Annotated in this window: 13 protein-coding genes and 1 riboswitch; of the genes, 5 read left to right on the plus strand and 8 right to left on the minus strand. The window is 51.2% G+C overall.

The genetic code is table 11. The annotated features are described in order from the left end of the window. Positions 1-6: 6 nt before the first annotated feature. Together AC27IB_RS01665 and AC27IB_RS01670 are read right to left on the minus strand one after the other, a co-directional pair. Positions 7-309: a replication protein RepA gene (locus AC27IB_RS01665; RefSeq protein ID WP_487118489.1), complete on the minus strand. Its 303-nt coding sequence runs from the start codon at positions 307-309 to the stop codon at positions 7-9. Beyond that, positions 269-964, minus strand: a complete 696-nt coding sequence (locus tag AC27IB_RS01670) for an AAA family ATPase (RefSeq protein ID WP_487118491.1) — start codon at positions 962-964, stop codon at positions 269-271. Before AC27IB_RS01670 ends, AC27IB_RS01665 begins: the two co-directional genes overlap by 41 nt. Before the next feature lie 104 nt (positions 965-1,068). After that, a riboswitch (cyclic di-GMP riboswitch) is annotated at positions 1,069-1,152 on the minus strand. A gap of 255 nt (positions 1,153-1,407) precedes the next feature. On the opposite strand from AC27IB_RS01670, the gene AC27IB_RS01675 reads away from it, so the two are divergent. Beyond that, complete coding sequence (locus AC27IB_RS01675) at positions 1,408-2,154, plus strand: glutathione peroxidase (RefSeq protein WP_296053463.1); 747 nt, start codon at positions 1,408-1,410, stop codon at positions 2,152-2,154. A 456-nt stretch (positions 2,155-2,610) separates the two neighbouring features. On the opposite strand, the gene AC27IB_RS01680 is transcribed toward AC27IB_RS01675, so the two are convergent. Further along, entirely contained in the window at positions 2,611-2,958 is a 348-nt protein-coding gene (locus AC27IB_RS01680) for a putative quinol monooxygenase (RefSeq protein WP_296053466.1), read from the minus strand. A 180-nt stretch (positions 2,959-3,138) separates the two neighbouring features. On the opposite strand from AC27IB_RS01680, the gene AC27IB_RS01685 reads away from it, so the two are divergent. Then, positions 3,139-4,443, plus strand: a complete 1,305-nt coding sequence (locus AC27IB_RS01685; protein ID WP_296053468.1) for a M20/M25/M40 family metallo-hydrolase — start codon at positions 3,139-3,141, stop codon at positions 4,441-4,443. Between the two features lie 85 nt (positions 4,444-4,528). After that, complete coding sequence (locus AC27IB_RS01690; protein ID WP_296053469.1) at positions 4,529-5,563, plus strand: alpha/beta hydrolase; 1,035 nt, start codon at positions 4,529-4,531, stop codon at positions 5,561-5,563. A 14-nt stretch (positions 5,564-5,577) separates the two neighbouring features. Here AC27IB_RS01690 and AC27IB_RS01695 read toward each other — a convergent pair whose 3' ends face one another. From AC27IB_RS01695 to AC27IB_RS01715, 5 genes are all read right to left on the minus strand, one after another. Then, positions 5,578-8,679, minus strand: coding sequence for an efflux RND transporter permease subunit (locus tag AC27IB_RS01695; protein ID WP_487118494.1), 3,102 nt, complete (start codon positions 8,677-8,679; stop codon positions 5,578-5,580). Positions 8,680-8,691: 12 nt separating this feature from the next. Further along, positions 8,692-10,410 carry an efflux RND transporter periplasmic adaptor subunit gene (locus AC27IB_RS01700; RefSeq protein ID WP_487118496.1) on the minus strand — a complete coding sequence of 573 codons (1,719 nt, stop codon included), beginning with the start codon at positions 10,408-10,410 and terminating at the stop codon, positions 8,692-8,694. Then, positions 10,407-11,735: a TolC family protein gene (locus AC27IB_RS01705; RefSeq protein ID WP_296046507.1), complete on the minus strand. Its 1,329-nt coding sequence runs from the start codon at positions 11,733-11,735 to the stop codon at positions 10,407-10,409. Before AC27IB_RS01705 ends, AC27IB_RS01700 begins: the two co-directional genes overlap by 4 nt. A gap of 83 nt (positions 11,736-11,818) precedes the next feature. After that, positions 11,819-12,247 (minus strand): hypothetical protein, encoded by a 429-nt coding sequence (locus tag AC27IB_RS01710; protein WP_487118498.1) that lies wholly within the window; start codon positions 12,245-12,247, stop codon positions 11,819-11,821. 131 nt (positions 12,248-12,378) lie between these two features. Continuing rightward, on the minus strand, positions 12,379-13,590 hold the full coding sequence (locus AC27IB_RS01715) for a dipeptidase (protein ID WP_296046511.1): 1,212 nt from the start codon (positions 13,588-13,590) through the stop codon (positions 12,379-12,381). 511 nt (positions 13,591-14,101) lie between these two features. Between AC27IB_RS01715 and AC27IB_RS01720 the strand changes: the two genes are divergently transcribed. Together AC27IB_RS01720 and modF are read left to right on the plus strand one after the other, a co-directional pair. Further along, positions 14,102-14,863: a SapC family protein gene (locus AC27IB_RS01720; RefSeq protein WP_296046514.1), complete on the plus strand. Its 762-nt coding sequence runs from the start codon at positions 14,102-14,104 to the stop codon at positions 14,861-14,863. Positions 14,864-14,968: 105 nt separating this feature from the next. Then, the gene (modF, locus tag AC27IB_RS01725; RefSeq protein ID WP_487118725.1) at positions 14,969-16,414 is read left to right on the plus strand and encodes a molybdate ABC transporter ATP-binding protein ModF; all 1,446 of its coding nucleotides are present in this window, start codon (positions 14,969-14,971) and stop codon (positions 16,412-16,414) included. Positions 16,415-16,487 lie beyond the last annotated feature (73 nt).

Raw genomic sequence — 16,487 nt, forward strand, 5'->3', positions numbered from 1 at the left:
TTACACTTAATCAAAATCGAGATTGGCGTGTCGCTTAATCCAAAGCCTGATCAATTTTGATTTGGCAATACCGCTTTGTGCTGATAACTGCTGCAGCTGTTCAATGCATTCCTGGGTCAGCGTAAACGTTGCTCTGCGCATTGGCTCATGGTGAGGTTCACTGATTTGCTTTTCTGCGGCGGCAGAAATGGGCACGACCACACCACTGGCATATTGCAGTGCGTCCTGGATAAACTCCTCCGCACTGACATTTTTACTGGCTGTACGCCTAACTGGCGGCGTAGAGCGAGAAAGGTTTATCAGACTCATTTTGTTCCCCTTTACCTCGGGCCAGTAACTCTTCAATGATGCTGCGTATTTCGACCGCAGCTTTACCATCGGCTTCACTTTCCAGCACCGAGCGGCCTGACTCTTCCGAGTCGTCATACATGTTGCGGCTAAAGGTCACGGAGTTTAAAACAGGGACTTCAAACGAACGACACACTTCCTTGGCTTCCAGGATCCGCGAAGCCAGCGAGGGCAAAGAGGGACACTGAGTAATAACAAAAGCGGCATTCATTCGTGGGTTGACCATTTTACACGTCGACAATATGTCTTCCATATGGGGAACGGTTTTCAGGTCGCGGCGTTTCGGACGTAGCGGAATTAAAATATGGTCGGCCACAGCCATTGAAGAGCGCAGCGCCAGATTGTCCTGGCCGCCACAATCGATAACCACATAATCGTAGCGAGCTTTCAAACTTAACAGTTCGTTGCGAATTTTACCGTAGAGTTGGATACAGGTAATTGACGGCAACTCCTCATTGCTGCTGCGCTCTTGTGCCCAGTCTGAAGTGGTGCGCTGGGGGTCGCAGTCCACCATCAGAACGCTGGCTTTTTTCTCACAGCGTAAATATACGGCGATGTTCTGGGCCAGACAGCTTTTTCCACTACCACCTTTTTCGCCACCAACTAATATCATCATTGTTCAATCCTCATTAAGTAATCGCAATTACGTAATAAAAAAGTGAACTGACTGTCAGCAATGCCGGCGTGCCGGGGGAAGCAATCCAACGTCACTGCACAGTGTTCGGTAACCCCGCTATCTTATCCTTAGACGTAGACCGGAGGCTTTGCGTCACACTCTTTCGAAGTGTTTTGCCTTTTTCATATACTACGGGAATGCTTGTAAGCACCCCTTAATTCCTGAACAAATCATAAAGTATGAGAGGAGCTGCATCCATTGTCCGCAGGCATTGAAATTTATATTCAGGGATTGAAGTCCATACCCTAAATGTGGAGTGTAATCTTTTATTGTGATTTCGTAGTGATTTTTTAATCGTTTATTTTGATTGTGGCGATAGGTATTTACCGCTGGTTCTCTGCACGGTTAGGGTTATACTTATTGAAACTGTTAAGGAGAATATAATGACACACCCCATTGATAAGCCTTCTTTTGAAGGAAAAAAAGTACCTGATGTGACCTTTGCCATTCGGGAAGGTGAGCAGTGGATCAATCGCACTACCGACGATATTTTCGGCGGTAAAACCGTGGTGGTATTTTCTCTGCCTGGCGCTTTTACGCCGACTTGTTCGTCGACTCACCTGCCACGTTATAACGAACTGGCCGACACATTTAAAGACCAAGGCGTAGATGAAATCGTGTGTATCTCAGTGAACGACACCTTTGTCATGAACGCCTGGGCAGCGGATCAGGAGTCGGACAATGTGTCTCTGGTGCCCGATGGTAATGGTGAATTTACCGACGGCATGGGCATGCTGGTGGATAAAGCGGATTTAGGCTTTGGCAAGCGCAGCTGGCGTTACTCTATGCTGGTGAAAGACGGTGTAGTGGAAAAAATGTTCATCGAACCGAACAAGCCCGGCGACCCGTTTGAGGTATCAGACGCTGATACCATGCTGTCCTACATTGCGCCTAATGCAGTGAAACTGGAGCCGGTTTCTATTATTACCAAACCGGGTTGCCCGTACTGCGCGAAAGCCAAAGCACTGCTACAGAACAAAGGTTTTAAATACGAAGAAATCGTTATGGGGCAAGGCGCTACGCTGACTACATTGAAAGCCATCAGCGGTCGCGACACAGTGCCACAGGTATTTATTGGTGGTAAGCACATTGGCGGCAGCGACGATCTGGAAGCCTATTTTGCTGAATAGGGCCGTATTAAGATGATAAAAAACTCGCCAATCGGCGAGTTTTTTTGTTTTCAGTAGGTGGTTATCTTTCGAGGTAGGGCTTTGCCCGTCTAGATATAAGCTAGGAAACAAGGATGTTCACAGATTGTTGTCGGAGTCGCCGACCGCGACCAAAGGGTGTTGTGCGACCCGGTGACCGTGAACCACTCTGGACTCCCCGCAGCCCTCATCAGTGAAAAGCGTCATCGTCCCTGGCAGAGCAAACCAGACCGTCAATGACGGCACATCCCTGTGCCGCATCGACTGAATCCTCATCCATGATGCTTCTTCTGGTTCGCCATGTATGCCAGTGACGATGACAACACTGAAGAAGGGCACAATTATTGTTCTTTCTTCGATGTAAACAAAGCCACCTTTATAGGGGCTTAACGCAAAGCCAACTTCGTTAGAAGATGGCTTCTTTACTCAAAAACTTAGTTACAGCTGCGGGGCGTCGAAGTCCTCAGGCTCATCGGTATAAATACACACATTCCAGTCTTCAGCCAGGCCGTCTTCGGCCTGACAATAAGTATTAAAGAAATCGCTGATTTCCTGACGCTGACAGTGAGCTTCAAAGCTGGCCATATCGGCCCATATTTCATTAAACGCAATGGGAAAACTGTTGCCTTCGGCGAATGGGCTTGTGATATGGCGGGTCACGATATACTGAATACAGCCATCTTCTCTTAGCGTGTTCGGCTCGAGGCTCTGGAGTACTTTAAACAGGGCTTTTTCTTTGCCGGGTTTGGGTAAAAACTGGGCGCTACAATACACTTTCTTTGACATGAGAAATCCTTAACAGGCGTGGACTTTGTTTTTTTACTAGTCTCAGTATGGCGATTCTGTTCCTGAAGTCAAAAGCTTACCTGCAATCTGTTTTTACTGGCCTTTTATCGTTATTCCCCTCGTTATCGTCAATGGTTTTTGCCATAGTAGAAAAAACACAACACTTCAGGGGCAAACACTTTGAAACCTTCTTTTCTGACAACACTTACCTGCGCTACCAGTCTGATGTTCTCGCTAACAACCACGGCGGCGCTATCTGGCAATGAGCAGCAGATGGCCGACTATATTGATGGCCGTAAAGAGGCGGCGATTAGCCTGCTGGAAAAAAGTGTCAACATCAACAGCGGCACCATGAACTTTTCCGGAGTCAGAAAGGTGGCAGACCAATTGATGCCGGAATTTGAGGCGCTGGGCTTTGACGTGTGGTTTGAGGATGGAGCGGCTTTCAACCGGGCGGGCCATCTGATTGCCAGAATTGAAGGGGGCAAGGGCCCCAAAATGCTGCTGATTGGCCATCTTGATACGGTTTTTGAACCCTCCAGTTCATTTCAAACCTTTAGTCGGGTAGACGACAGGCATATTAAAGGGCCGGGCGTTGCCGATATGAAAGGCGGTAATATTATTATGCTGGAAGCACTGCGGGCGCTGCATGCGGCCGGTAAGTTATCGTCGATGAATATTATGGTGGTAATGACCGGCGATGAGGAGCTCAGTGGCCGCCCGTTAGCCTTGTCTAAGAAAGCCTTAATTGACGGCGCCAAATGGGCCGATGTTTCACTGGGTTTTGAAAATGGCGACGGTAATCCGGCCACCGCCAATGTGTCGCGACGGGGATCGGTGGACTGGGTGTTAACGGTGAAAGGCACGCCGGCTCATTCATCCCAGGTGTTCAAACCAACAGTAGGTGCCGGCGCAATTTACGAAGCTTCGCGTATTCTAACCAACTTTTACGATAAGCTTCGTAGTGAGCAGTTACTTACATTTAATCCCGGCAGAATTATAGGTGGAACCGACGTTACTCACGATAAACTTAATAACAGTGGCAGCACCTTTGGTAAAAACAATGTCGTGGCCGAGCATGCCATTGTTACCGGCGACATCCGCGCCGTTTCCCTGGAGCAGTTAAACCGCGTACAACATAAAATGCAGGCCATCGTAAAACAGAGTCTGCCGGAGACCAGTGCGGTGATCGAATTTGGTGAAGGCTACCCGCCGTTATCGCCGAAGAAAGGCAATCATGAACTGCTTAATCTCTACAGCGAGGTCAGTAAAGACCTGGGGCAGGGCAGTGTTACGGCGGTGAATCCCCTCAACGCCGGGGCTGCCGATGTGTCGTTTACTTCAGAATATGTCGACATGGCATTGGATGGCCTGGGCATGAGTGGCTCAGGTGGTCACACGGTGAATGAAACTGCGGTGGTCAGTGCCTTGCCTGCACAGGCTAAACGCGCCGCTATTTTGATGTGGCGATTGAGTGAGCGTTAAATTGCCACGGTTATCGCAATGATTGCAATTCGCTGGCAAGGCCGCCATAGTATGCGCCCTTGCTGCTTTTAATGGAGCCTAACCAGTGAAGTCGTTGTTTAATCTGGTCTGTCTGACCGCTACTTTGTGTTTTTCTGCACTGGCTGTGGGCCAATCTCAGTTTGCCCTGAACCAGTCTTTTGCTGAGCTGTACGAACAAGAACTCGGCAGCACGCAAAAGTGTCTGAGTTCATCGGCTAATCGCTACGCGGTATGTTCGCCGGCGTTAAGAGGAGACGGTAATGCACCGTTTATCCTGTTTCAGCAAGCAGACAGCCCGATTGTGGTGCTGACTCACGGGTTAAGTGACTCCCCCTTCTTTGTATCTGCCATTGCCGATGAGCTTTATCATTCCGGTTACACCGTTATTGCCCCGCTGTTGCCCGGTCATGGCCTGAAAAATGCTGACGTTGCTATGGAAGACGAGCAACTGGCTGAGCGCTGGCAGGCGCATTTGGCTGAGGTAGTTGAACTGGCGCTACAATCGTCTGATAAGGTCGTGCTAGGCGGTTTTTCTACTGGCGGCGCACTGTCGGTGGATTATTATTTATCTAACCCTGATAACGTGCAAGGGATCCTGTTGTTTTCCGGCGCGTTGGCGTTGAACGGTAACGTAGAGTCTCTGTCGAAATTCTGGGGCATTAAGACACTGGCGAAACTACTCGATGGGGATTATCAGACCAATGGGCCAAACCCTCAAAAATACCCTAAAGTAGCCAGCTTCGCGGGATTAGAATTAATGGAACTCATCCGCAGCATCCGTGAGCGTCTTGAGGAGGGTGCGCGAATAGATGTCCCTGTTTTTGTCGCCCATTCTCAGGCCGACCAGACCACCCCCATTGAAGGGGTGCAAGACCTGTTAACTTACGTGGATGCTGACAACACCTTTTATGTTATCGATGAGCAGTACCAGTTATGTCATGCCGATCTGGTAGTTAATCGCCTGCTGCTGGAAAAAATGGACTTTGATAAAAGTCGCGCAGATCTCAGCGAAACCTGCGCGATTCCTCAGGTCAATCCCCAGTTTTTCCCAATGGCCAGAGCCTTGCGTGGCTTTGTTGAGTTTGCCCTGCAAAACTGAGCAGGGCCTTATCATTACAGTTTCGCGCGTTTCAGCAGGTAGAAACCGGCCGGCACAACCAGCAGTGACAGCACCAGCGCACTGGCCATACCGCCGACCATAGGCGCGGCAATCCGGCTCATCACTTCTGAGCCGGTACCGGAACCGCTAATCACCGGCAATAACCCAATCATAACGGTCAGCACTGTCATCAGTACCGGGCGCACGCGCTTGAGTGCGCCTTCTTCCACCGCTGCGCGCAGGCTGGCACTTACCTCTTCGTGGGACGATGCCTGAATATGCTCGCAAGTGCTATTGAGATAGATAACCATAATCACGCCAATTTCCACCGCGACACCTGCCAGCGCAATAAAGCCCACCCCCACCGCAACGGAGAGGTGGTAATCCAGCGCGTAGAGCAACCATACGCCGCCAATCAGGCCCATGGGCAGGGTACCCAGTACCAGCAAGACATCGCTTAAACGGCGGAAACTCATAAACAGTAAGATTACAATTACCGCCAGCGTCATGGGCACCACAAAAGTCAGTTTCTGCATTGCCCGCTCAAGGTATTCATACTGTCCGGCCCATTGCAGCGTATAGCCGGCCGGCAGATTCAGTTTTTCCTCCAGCACAGATTTGGCCTGTTTAACGTAGCTCTCAATATCAATGCCAGTCACATCAATAAACGTGTAGCCGGTTAAGCGGGCATTTTCACTTTTAAGTGCCGGAGGGCCTTCGGCAATGCGGATGTCTGTGATATCACCCAGCGTAATGCGGTCACCACGAGGGGTTAACAGCGGCAACTCAGCCAGCGCCTCGGGGCTGTCACGGTAGTGCTGCGGATAACGCAGGCTAACCGGGTAGCGAGCGATGTCCTCCACCGTAGTGGTGATGGTTTTGCCGCCCACGGCGGTGCTGATGAGCTGTTGTACCTGGGCGATAGACAGGCCGTAACGGCTAATGGCGAGGCGGTCGATATCAATTTGGATGTACCGGGCGCCGGCTACCCGCTCAGCATAGACCGATTCAGTGCCTGGTAAATCGCCAAGTAGCTTTTCAATACTGGCCCCTATGGCTTCGATCTGTTTTACGTCCGGGCCGGAGATTTTTATCCCCAACGGCGTTTTAATACCGGTGGCCAGCATGTCGATACGGGTCTGAATGGGCATCACCCAGGCGTTGGTTAAACCGGGGAAAGCAACAATGTTGTTGAGCTCATCACGTAAGTCCTTACTGGTGAGGCCAGCGCGCCACTGTGATTTTGGTTTGAGCTGGATGAAGGTTTCAATCATGGTCAGCGGGGCCGGGTCGGTAGCCGTTTCCGCTCGCCCCACTTTACCAAACACGGTTTTTACTTCAGGTACGGTACGTATAAGCTTATCCGTCTGCTGTAAAATCTCCCGCGCCTCGGCAATTGACACGCCGGCATAGGTGGTCGGCATGTACATCAGATCGCCTTCATCCAGTGGCGGCATAAACTCACTGCCCAGCTTCGACAACGGATAGTAACCAGCGGCCGTTACCAGCACAGCGAGCAGCAAGGTGACTTTAGGAAAACGCAGCACCAGTTTCAGAGCCGGTTTGTAGGCCGCCTGGGCAAAGCGGTTGATGGGGTTACGCTCTTCGGCAGCAATGTTGCCGCGGATCAGGTATCCCATTAACACGGGGATAAGTGTAATGGCTAAACCGGCGGCCGCGGCCATAGCAAAGGTTTTAGTGTAAGCCAGAGGTGCGAACATCCTGCCTTCCTGAGCTTCCAGAATAAACACCGGCAAAAAGCTTACCGTGATGATCAGTAAACTGAAAAACAGCGCCGGTCCCACTTCGGTTGCGGCTTTACTGACCAACTCCCAGCGATTAGCGTTAGCCGGTGCTTTTTCCAGATGCTTGTGAAAGTTTTCAATCATCACGATAGCGCCATCGGTCATCGCGCCGATGGCGATGGCGATGCCGCCTAATGACATAATATTGGCATTGATACCCTGCCAGTGCATCAGTAAAAAGGCGCCTAATATGCCCAGCGGCAACGTCACGAGCGCGACCAGTGCACTGCGTAAATGGAGTAAGAATAAGCCGCAAATCAGGGCAACAATGATGAGCTCTTCAAGCAGCTTATCCCAGAGGTTGTCTATAGCGCTGGCGATAAGGTTAGAGCGGTCGTAGACCGTGGTGATTTCCACGCCTTCGGGTAGCCCGGCCTGCAATTCCTGCAGTTTTGCCTTCACCCCATCAATCGTTTGTTGCGCGTTTTCGTTATAGCGCATAACAATAATGCCGCCAACAGTCTCGCCTTCGCCATTGAGCTCGGCAACCCCACGCCGGGGCGCAGGGCCCAATCTGATGTCTGCGACGTCAGCAAGAGTAACCGGTATGCCTGTATCTGAAACGTTTAGTGCAATCTGGCGAATGTCACTTAAAGTTTCAATGTAACCACTGACGGTCACCATGTACTCCGCTTCGGCCATCTCAATAACCGAAGCGCCCACTTCCTGGTTGCTCTCAATCACCGCTTGCTCAAGTTGACCCATAGTGAGGTTATAGGCATCGAGCTTGTAGGGATCGGCAACAATCTGATACTGCTTTTTCATGCCGCCAACCGTGGCCACTTCTGAAACGCCAGCCACCGATTGCAGGGCGAATTTAAGATACCAGTCCTGCAGGCTGGTGAGTTCATCAATATCATGTTGTCCGGTGGGATCGCTCAGGGCGTACATATATACCCAGCCCACACCCGTGGCATCGGGACCAAGCCTGGGTTTTGCTGAGGCGGGCAGAGTAGGCGCTACCTGCGACAGGTACTCAAGTACCCGGGAACGGGCCCAGTACATGTCGGTATCATCATCAAACAGGATATATACGTATGAGTCACCAAAAAACGAGAATCCGCGCACGGTATGCGCACCGGGCACCGACAGCATGGCTGAAGTCAGTGGATAGGTAACCTGTTGCTCAACCACCGAGGGAGCCTGGCCGGGGTAATTGGTTTGAATAATGACCTGCACATCGGATAAATCCGGAATGGCATCTACCGGCGTTTGTTTCACCGACCAGATGCCCGCAGCGGTTAACATCAGCGCTGCGAGCAGCACCAGCACGCGATTTTTAAGAGACCAGTTAATAATAACGGCAATCATGGCAAGCTCCTGCTAGTGACCAGCGTGATCCATGTCATGTGACATGGCCATGGCGGGTTCTATGTGGGTGATAACAAACTCACCGTCTCTGATCTCAAACGTGAAGCGTATTGTCTGGTCCTTTTGCCACGCCGACAAATCAACCTGGTCGCTGATCATAAAGTCCATGGTGGCCGGAGCGCGGCCCCATTTTTCGATGGCGTCCCGGGAAATATTGATTGTTCGGTTTTCAGCGTTGATGCGGTTAACCGTGCCGTTTACTGTGGCTGAAGGAACGCTCGATGCTACGCTGGTGGCGTCAATAGCAATGATCTCTACCAGGCCGTCGGTGTCGCGGTTCAATTCAGCATCCAAACGAGTACCGGGGCTCAAAAGTGAACGGTCGACACCGCTGCCAATGGCAAAATCCATGGTCATGCCGGGCCAGTCCCAGGCTTCAATCGGGCCGTGACTAGCCGTAACGGTTAGCGCTTCAGAGTCAATGGCATCGATAGTCAGTATGACCCACTGAGTCTCACTGTCAGCGTTATCATCAGCCCCCGCAATGCGGGATAAGTCGGCATCGATTGCACTTTCGGAATCAATCAGAAACAGACCGTTTATGACAACCTCATCGCCTTCTTTAAGACCCGCTGTGATTTCTGCATAGTCTGCAGTGATGCGACCAACGGCGACCGCTGCTGAGCGGAATTCACCGTTGCCTAAGGCGAGCACTACGCGATCGTTCGCGGCGGTTCTGATTAACGCAGAGCGCGGTATCACCAGGGCTTCAGTGTTTGACGTATCAAATGTTACGGTAGCAAACATATTGGGTTTTAACCGGCCGTTCGGGTTGTCCAGTACCAGGCGGACCCTGAGTGAACGGGTTTGCCTGTCGAGTTCCGGGTAAACAAAGTCGACCATGGCGGTAAATTCTTCACCAGGCAACGCCGGCAGTGTGACGCGTAGCGCTTGCGTCGCGCTAAGGCTGTTAGCATAACGTTGGGGGATACTGGCCGTTATCCAGACTTTCTGCAAACTGGCGATAGCTAACATAGTGGTGCCCGGTGTTACATAGAATCCCGGGCGTATATTAAGATTGGTTACATAGCCGTCCTGAGGTACCTCAAAGGCAATTTGTTGCTGCACTCTACCGGTTTTGTCGAGTGCGTTAGTGACTTTGTCGGGTAGCTGTAACGCGCTGAGCCGGTCTCTGGCTGCGTTGATCAGCGACTGATTATTGCGACTGCGAGCCAGTAAGTATTCTTCCTGGGCATTCACCAGCTCCGGAGAATACAAGGTGTAGAGCGTTTCGCCCTGGTTAACCGGCTGACCATCGGTGGTGACGGTAAGACGCTCAATCCAGCCGCTGACTCGCGGATGAACATGCACAATGTTGTCTTCGGCTACTTCCACTACGCCTGTGGCCGCGATCGATTCAGACAGGTTGCGCTGACGTGCCTTAGCCGTCGTTACGCCGAGGCTCTGCACAATTTGCGGCGAAATGCTCACGGTCCCCGCGCTGGCACTTTCTTCACCGGCATAGACCGGCACCAGGTCCATGCCCATGGGCGACTTTCCTGGCTTATCCCGGCGGTAGCTGCTATCCATGGGCGCCACCCAGTAAAGAATGTCCGGCTCGTTGCTGGCGCCTGAATTGTTTTCGTTGTGCGGTGTGCTGGCCGACAGCAGCGCATAGCCGATACCCACCCCGGCGATCAGCGCAATAAAAGGAACAATAATACGGTTCATAGTGAACTCCCTGAAAGCGAGGCGTTGGGGTGAATAAAATAGTCGAGGCGGATCATGAGCGCGGCCAATTCACCTTGTAGGTTGAGTAATTTCATCTGATCGTCAATCAGTGCCAGATGACTTTGCATGACATCGGAAAAACTGCCACTGGCGGTGGTATAAGCATTGAGCGCAGCATCGTAGTGTTGCTGGCGAAGTGGCAATAAGGTGTGCTGATAGCGGTTAATCCGTGAGTGCAGGGCAGGGTATCGGGCGTAAAGCTGGTTCACTTCACTTAGTTGTTGCTGGATAACCAGGCGCTTCTCTGTTTCGAGGCTTTCCGTTTCGGCAACGGTGGCAGCCAGAGCGGCCTCTTTGACTTCACGGGAGAACAGCGGGACATCAACACTCATGCCCACCGAGACAAAGTCTGCCCGGGAAGTATTATTAGTAGCGTCCTGGCGGTACGCGTAGCTGGCATTAAACTCCCACTGCGGATCGAAACTGCTGGCTACCTGCTGCTGCTTTATTTTTTGGACGTCAATCAGCGCGTTACGACTGACAATAAGAGGATGCTGCTGTAACCGCTCAAGCAGTGCCGATTGCTGCGCAGGCAGCAGGGACTTTTCGATAAGGGCGGCTAACCAGCGCTGATCGGCCTGATTCGGCTTGATTTCACGCAGGACCGATTGCTGTGACGGTGTCAGCCAGTTTGATAAACCAGCGATAGCGGATTGCTGCTCAGCGACGAGTGATTCCAGCCTGTCTTCAAGTGCCGTATGCAGCACTTCCATGCTGAGCACATCATACTGGCTGGCACCTGATGAACTGGCGTAGTTATTTTCAATGGCGGTAGTCAGTTGTTCCAGTAAGTTCAACTGCTCGGTCACCAGTTCTGTACTGTTGTGCAGGATAATAATATCGGTCCAGGCCAGGCTAATGGCACGGGTTACGTCAGCTTTGCGCAGAGCGCGTCTGGCAGGCTGTTCGGCTGCTTTGGCGGCCAGGGCGTTACGTTGCAGGGCAACAGAATCGCCCCGGGGTAACATCTGGCTAACGCCCATTTTGAGCTGGGTCATTGCCTGTTCATTAAGGGCGAGTCCATCGGTAGGAACGTTTAGCATGCCCACAGATACCCGCGGATCCGGTAATGACTGCACCGCATTGCGCTGGGTACTTAGTGCATGCTCGCTCTGGCGGCTGCGCGCCAGTGCATAGTCCTGACCTAACGCCTGGGACAGCAGCTGTGGTAACTGTGGCTGTGGGGATTGCTGCGCTGATGCAACTAACTGCCAGCAACTGAATACAATGCCTGCTGACACTACGTATAAAGAAGGAAGTTTCATACTTACCTCAATGGTTAACCTTTGAAAGCGGGTGCAATTACCCGGTCACAATGCCTCTGGCACTGCATGCATAAGTGGTGTGGTTAACTAAGGCGTATCGGAGGGCGAAACAGCGAGCTTGGAAAGCCGGAAAAGGCCAGTACCGGCCGACCAGCAATGTGGGTTGTTGCACTGGTTATTGGCAGAGGGGTGTACATTCCTGCCAGGTAGCTGACTAAATGGGAGCTGGCATGTTCGCACTGACAGCCGTTTTTAGCGCAGGGCGAAGCTTGCTGGGCACAGTTATGTTCGGCATCGTTCTGGCAACAATCTGCTGTTGAAGAGGCGTTTGCCTGTTCAGCGTGCGCAGCATGAACCATTTCATTGCCCGATTGATGCATCATGCAATCGGCATTACCGGCCTGTTGGGTCTGAACAGCTGCTGTTTCTGCCATACGCACGCTTTCCGCCTGACCTGATGTCGGCAGAAAAATAAGCATGCTAAGCAGAATGTAACCAAGCAGTCGTTGCACAGAATAATCCGGTAATGGAACTAACAAGAGTATACGATATTCATAACAGACAGGGAAATACTGATTTTCCTTTCACCGGGTAAACCAACAAGCTGCTGATTGTCCCCGGTGAAACAGTTTAATGTGCCGGGCTAATGCGCGGCGGCGTAGGCTTCCACTTCAGTCCATACTCTGAGCAGGTTTTCGCCCAGTAACTTGGCGATAGCCGTTTCTGAGTAGCCGCGGTCAAGCAGCCCCTGTACCAGTGACGGATAGGACGATACATCCTTCAGACCAATAGGCAACGAATCGCCAACGCCATCGTAGTCGGAACCGATGCCCACGTGATCGATGCCAATTAGCCCGACAACGTGGTCAATATGGTCAAGTACATCGGCCAGTGTGGAATACGGATAAGGGTTTTCTTTACTGTAGTTGTCGGCAAAGTCAGCCACTTCCTGACTGTCTGCACCAAACTCTTTAATCAGTGCATTACGTTGTTTGGTGCGATTGTCGCTCCACATGCGGGCTTCTTTGGTGACAAAGCCAGAGCCAAAGTTAATCATTACTACGCCGCCATTTTCTCCCAGTTTTACCAGCATTTCATCGGTCATGTTACGTTCAAAACCGGGAGTAAAGGTGCGAAGTGAAGAGTGGGACGCAATCACCGGTGCTTTGCTGATTTCAATAGCCTGATAAAAAGCGTCGTCGGAGACATGGGAGATATCGACCATAATGCCGATATTGTTCATTTCCGTTACCAGCTCTTTACCAAAGGGACTCAGACCATCCCATTTACGGCGAATGTCGTAGGACGAATCACTGATGTGGTTAGCTCTTGAGTGCGCCAGTGTAATATAGCGAATACCGCGTTGGTGGAATATTTCGAGATTCTTCAGGTCGCCCTGAATCGGCGAGCCATTTTCCATCCCCATGGGCAGGGAGATGAGTCCCTTGGCAAACTGTTCGCGCACGTCCTGTGGACTCATGGCAATGGCAAACTTATCCGGCGCGCGGGCTGTGATTGCCTCAACGTTGTCGATGAGCATGTGGGCGAGCTGCGTCGACTCATCTGAGTCGTCAAGACTGGCGGGGACGTAAATCGACATAAACGGTGCATTCAGGCCACCGCTCACGGCGCGGGGGTAGTCAAAGTCACCGCCTTCGGTCGCTTGGGTAACATCTACCCATTTATTATGAACACGATACGGTACATCAATGTGGCCATCCACAATAATATAGCGCTGTGCGATATCCTGGGCCGTTGACAAGCCTTTAGGCGGCTGGTTTGGCGCCGACGTAGATTGGCAACCTGTTAACAGTGCGAGTGCCGTAACAGTCCCCAGCAAGAAAGCGTGCTTCATAGTGTAAATCCCTGTTAGTTATCTGCCCGTGCCACCTCAAACTGTTGCTGGTATAGCGGCTCTGCATTAAACCAATTTGAGGTAGCTCGGGGATAGTTAGAACGTATTTTTTATAAACCTACCATGATTTTTCCATTTACTCACCTGGAGGTTTATTCGGGGAGCGGTTTGTTTGCTTTCATATTTTATTCATCTTGCCTGGTTACCCTCTGGTCGGTCTCTGGCTGGGGTGGCTGGACGCGCAAGTTGAAATACGCCATACTGCCCGGCGGTTGTCTGGCATCTGAGAAGCAACAGGTGGCGGGGAGAAGAACCAGTGCAGGGTGGACTACCTGCGGGGGACTCGGAAAAAAGACCAGCGCCATAGCGGGTATCGTGAATAAAAATACCAACTTGTTGGTATACGCCCCTTGAATAATGTCGCCAGACCCTTATTAACTAAAAAATAACAGGTGTTGGTGTCTGAAACGGATACCAGACCACACATTAAAATTGAATCGAGATAGTACTTATGGCAATGAATTTCGTACCGCTGGATAAAAATAAACATAAAGATCTGAAAGTAGCGGTAGATCCTGCTTTTCCATACGCGAAAAACACTCACCTGGCCGCGGCATCAATTCGTGAATTTGCACAATTAGCCGGCGCTATGCCTTTGGTGTTTATCCAGGATCCTAAAACTAACAAGCACCACGTAGTGGCAATGCTCGGCATTGAGCCAGGGCAAAACCTGTTTTTACAAGACGGTAAGTGGAATGCACCGCATATCCCAATGAACATCGTACGCTATCCGTTCGACGTGCGTCCTGATGGCGATAAACTGGGCGTTTACATCGATGAAAACAGTGATCTGATTAAAGAAGAAGGTCAGCCGTTATTCACCGAAGAGGGTAATCCAACCGACTTCCTGAACAATCGTCAGCAGTTACTGGGCGATCTGGCTAACAGCGAAATGCTGACTCAGCAGTTTGTCTCTAAAGTGGTTGAACTGGATCTGTTAAACCCAATGCAACTGCGCGTTCAGTACAGCAATGGTCAGGGCCGCAATGTAGGTGGAATTCTGACAATTGATGAGAAGAAATTGGTTGAGCTGGCTGACGAGCAGGTTGTAGAGCTGCACAAAGCAGGCTTTATGGGCGCACTGTATGCCATGATGCTGTCTCTGGGTCAGCTGAATCGCCTGATTGAGTTGTCCACTAATGCGGAAAGCCCAATTAAAGCCATGCAAATGGAGCCTGCTCCAGCAGAGCAAGCTGAGGCGCCACAGCAGTAATACGCTGCATTGTTAAGTAAACTTAAAAGGGTGGGCGAGAGCCCACCCTTTTTGATGAAGCCCAATTAACCTGAACCATCCTGTGGAATGTCTCTCATGTCTCTCATGTCACTCAGCCTATCTAACCCCACCGTGAAATTATCGGCTACTCTGACTGCGAAAGGTCCTGAACTGACGATCGTCCCGCGCCAGCACACCATTATCAGCGGCCTGAATGGCAGCGGTAAATCGGTGTTGGCGGCGCTGTTGGCGGGGGAAGGAAAACTTCTCAGTGGTGAGCGGCAGAGTAGCGATCGCTGCGGGTGGGTGAGTGTGGCACAACAACAGGCCGTTATTGAAGCCGAGCGCCGCAAAGATGATGCTGACATTCTCGATGTGGTTCCTGTGCCCAGCACCGCAAGGGAAGTTATCCTGGATGGTGTTGCGGGCGAACAACGTGAATCGCAACCTTTGCTGGAACTGAGTGAGTTGCTGGGTATTACCGCTCTGCTCGACCGGGAGTTTCTGGCCCTGTCCACTGGTGAGACCCGTAAGGTACTGTTAACCAGAGAATTGCTTCGACAACCTGAGTGGCTGATTCTGGATGAGCCTTACGATGGTCTGGATGCCGGAACGGTTGCCAGATTTTCAGCGTATCTGGATAAGCTAAGCGCCAGTTGTACTATTATTATGGTGGTTAACCGGGTCAGCGAAATTCCTGCCTGGGCGCAGCGGCTGCTGTTTTTACAAAATGGCGGCATTGCCTGGCAAATTAGCGGTGATGTACTCGATGAGGCTGCACTGCAACCACTTAAGCAAATCATGCATATCCAACAGAATGTTGAGTCACTGCCGGGGCGCGACAGCGATTTGTATGCGCCGGTCATCAGTGACACGGCAACGCCGCTGGTCCAACTCAACAACGGCCGGGTTGCGTGGGGCGACAATGTGGTATTTGACCACCTCAACTGGACCATTTTACCAGGTGAGCACTGGCAGGTTACAGGGCCTAATGGCTCAGGTAAAACCTGTTTACTGACGTTAATCACCGGCGATAACCCGCTGTGCTACAGCAACGATCTGAACGTCTTTGGATACCAGCGGGGCAGTGGTGAGAGTATCTGGGATATCAAACAACACCTTGGCATAATCTCCAACAGTCTGCATTTGCAATACCGGGTCAATTGTTCGGTGGCAGATGTGGTGTGTTCAGGTTTTTACGACAGTATCGGCTTGTATAAGACACCTACTGATAAGCAACGACTGTTGTGTCGGCAATGGTTGGCAGCCATTGGCCTGGAAAACGATGCAAAAACGCCGTTTCAGTCATTGTCGTTTGGTGATCAGCGCCTGTTACTGATTGTCAGGGCCATGGTGAAGCATCCCAGCCTGTTGATTCTGGATGAGCCATGTAATGGCCTGGATGAAATCAATCGCACCAAGGTGCTGGCCATGCTGGATTTACTCGCCCGTGAGGGCAGTACCACACTGCTCTACGTTAACCACCACAGTGAAGATAAGATCCCAGCGATCAATAACACGCTAAATATGTGTGATTACCGGCCGCAGTAAATTTTTTTTCGCTGCCGATCTCAGACCTTTTTAGAATTAATTACCCACTTCACCTTAGCTTTGCTTCTAACGG

It is taken from the genome of Alteromonas sp. 4NH20-0104 (assembly GCF_057547795.1).

What these genes read in the sequence shown, in the direction of transcription:
- AC27IB_RS01675 (WP_296053463.1), top strand. Translation starts at nt 1,408, where the DNA reads ATGACACACCCCATTGATAAGCCTTCTTTTGAAGGAAAAAAAGTACCT.
- modF (WP_487118725.1), top strand. Translation starts at nt 14,969, where the DNA reads ATGTCACTCAGCCTATCTAACCCCACCGTGAAATTATCGGCTACTCTG.
- AC27IB_RS01695 (WP_487118494.1), bottom strand. Translation starts at nt 8,679, where the DNA reads ATGATTGCCGTTATTATTAACTGGTCTCTTAAAAATCGCGTGCTGGTG.
- AC27IB_RS01680 (WP_296053466.1), bottom strand. Translation starts at nt 2,958, where the DNA reads ATGTCAAAGAAAGTGTATTGTAGCGCCCAGTTTTTACCCAAACCCGGC.
- AC27IB_RS01715 (WP_296046511.1), bottom strand. Translation starts at nt 13,590, where the DNA reads ATGAAGCACGCTTTCTTGCTGGGGACTGTTACGGCACTCGCACTGTTA.
- AC27IB_RS01665 (WP_487118489.1), bottom strand. Translation starts at nt 309, where the DNA reads ATGAGTCTGATAAACCTTTCTCGCTCTACGCCGCCAGTTAGGCGTACA.
- AC27IB_RS01705 (WP_296046507.1), bottom strand. Translation starts at nt 11,735, where the DNA reads ATGAAACTTCCTTCTTTATACGTAGTGTCAGCAGGCATTGTATTCAGT.
- AC27IB_RS01720 (WP_296046514.1), top strand. Translation starts at nt 14,102, where the DNA reads ATGGCAATGAATTTCGTACCGCTGGATAAAAATAAACATAAAGATCTG.
- AC27IB_RS01670 (WP_487118491.1), bottom strand. Translation starts at nt 964, where the DNA reads ATGATGATATTAGTTGGTGGCGAAAAAGGTGGTAGTGGAAAAAGCTGT.
- AC27IB_RS01700 (WP_487118496.1), bottom strand. Translation starts at nt 10,410, where the DNA reads ATGAACCGTATTATTGTTCCTTTTATTGCGCTGATCGCCGGGGTGGGT.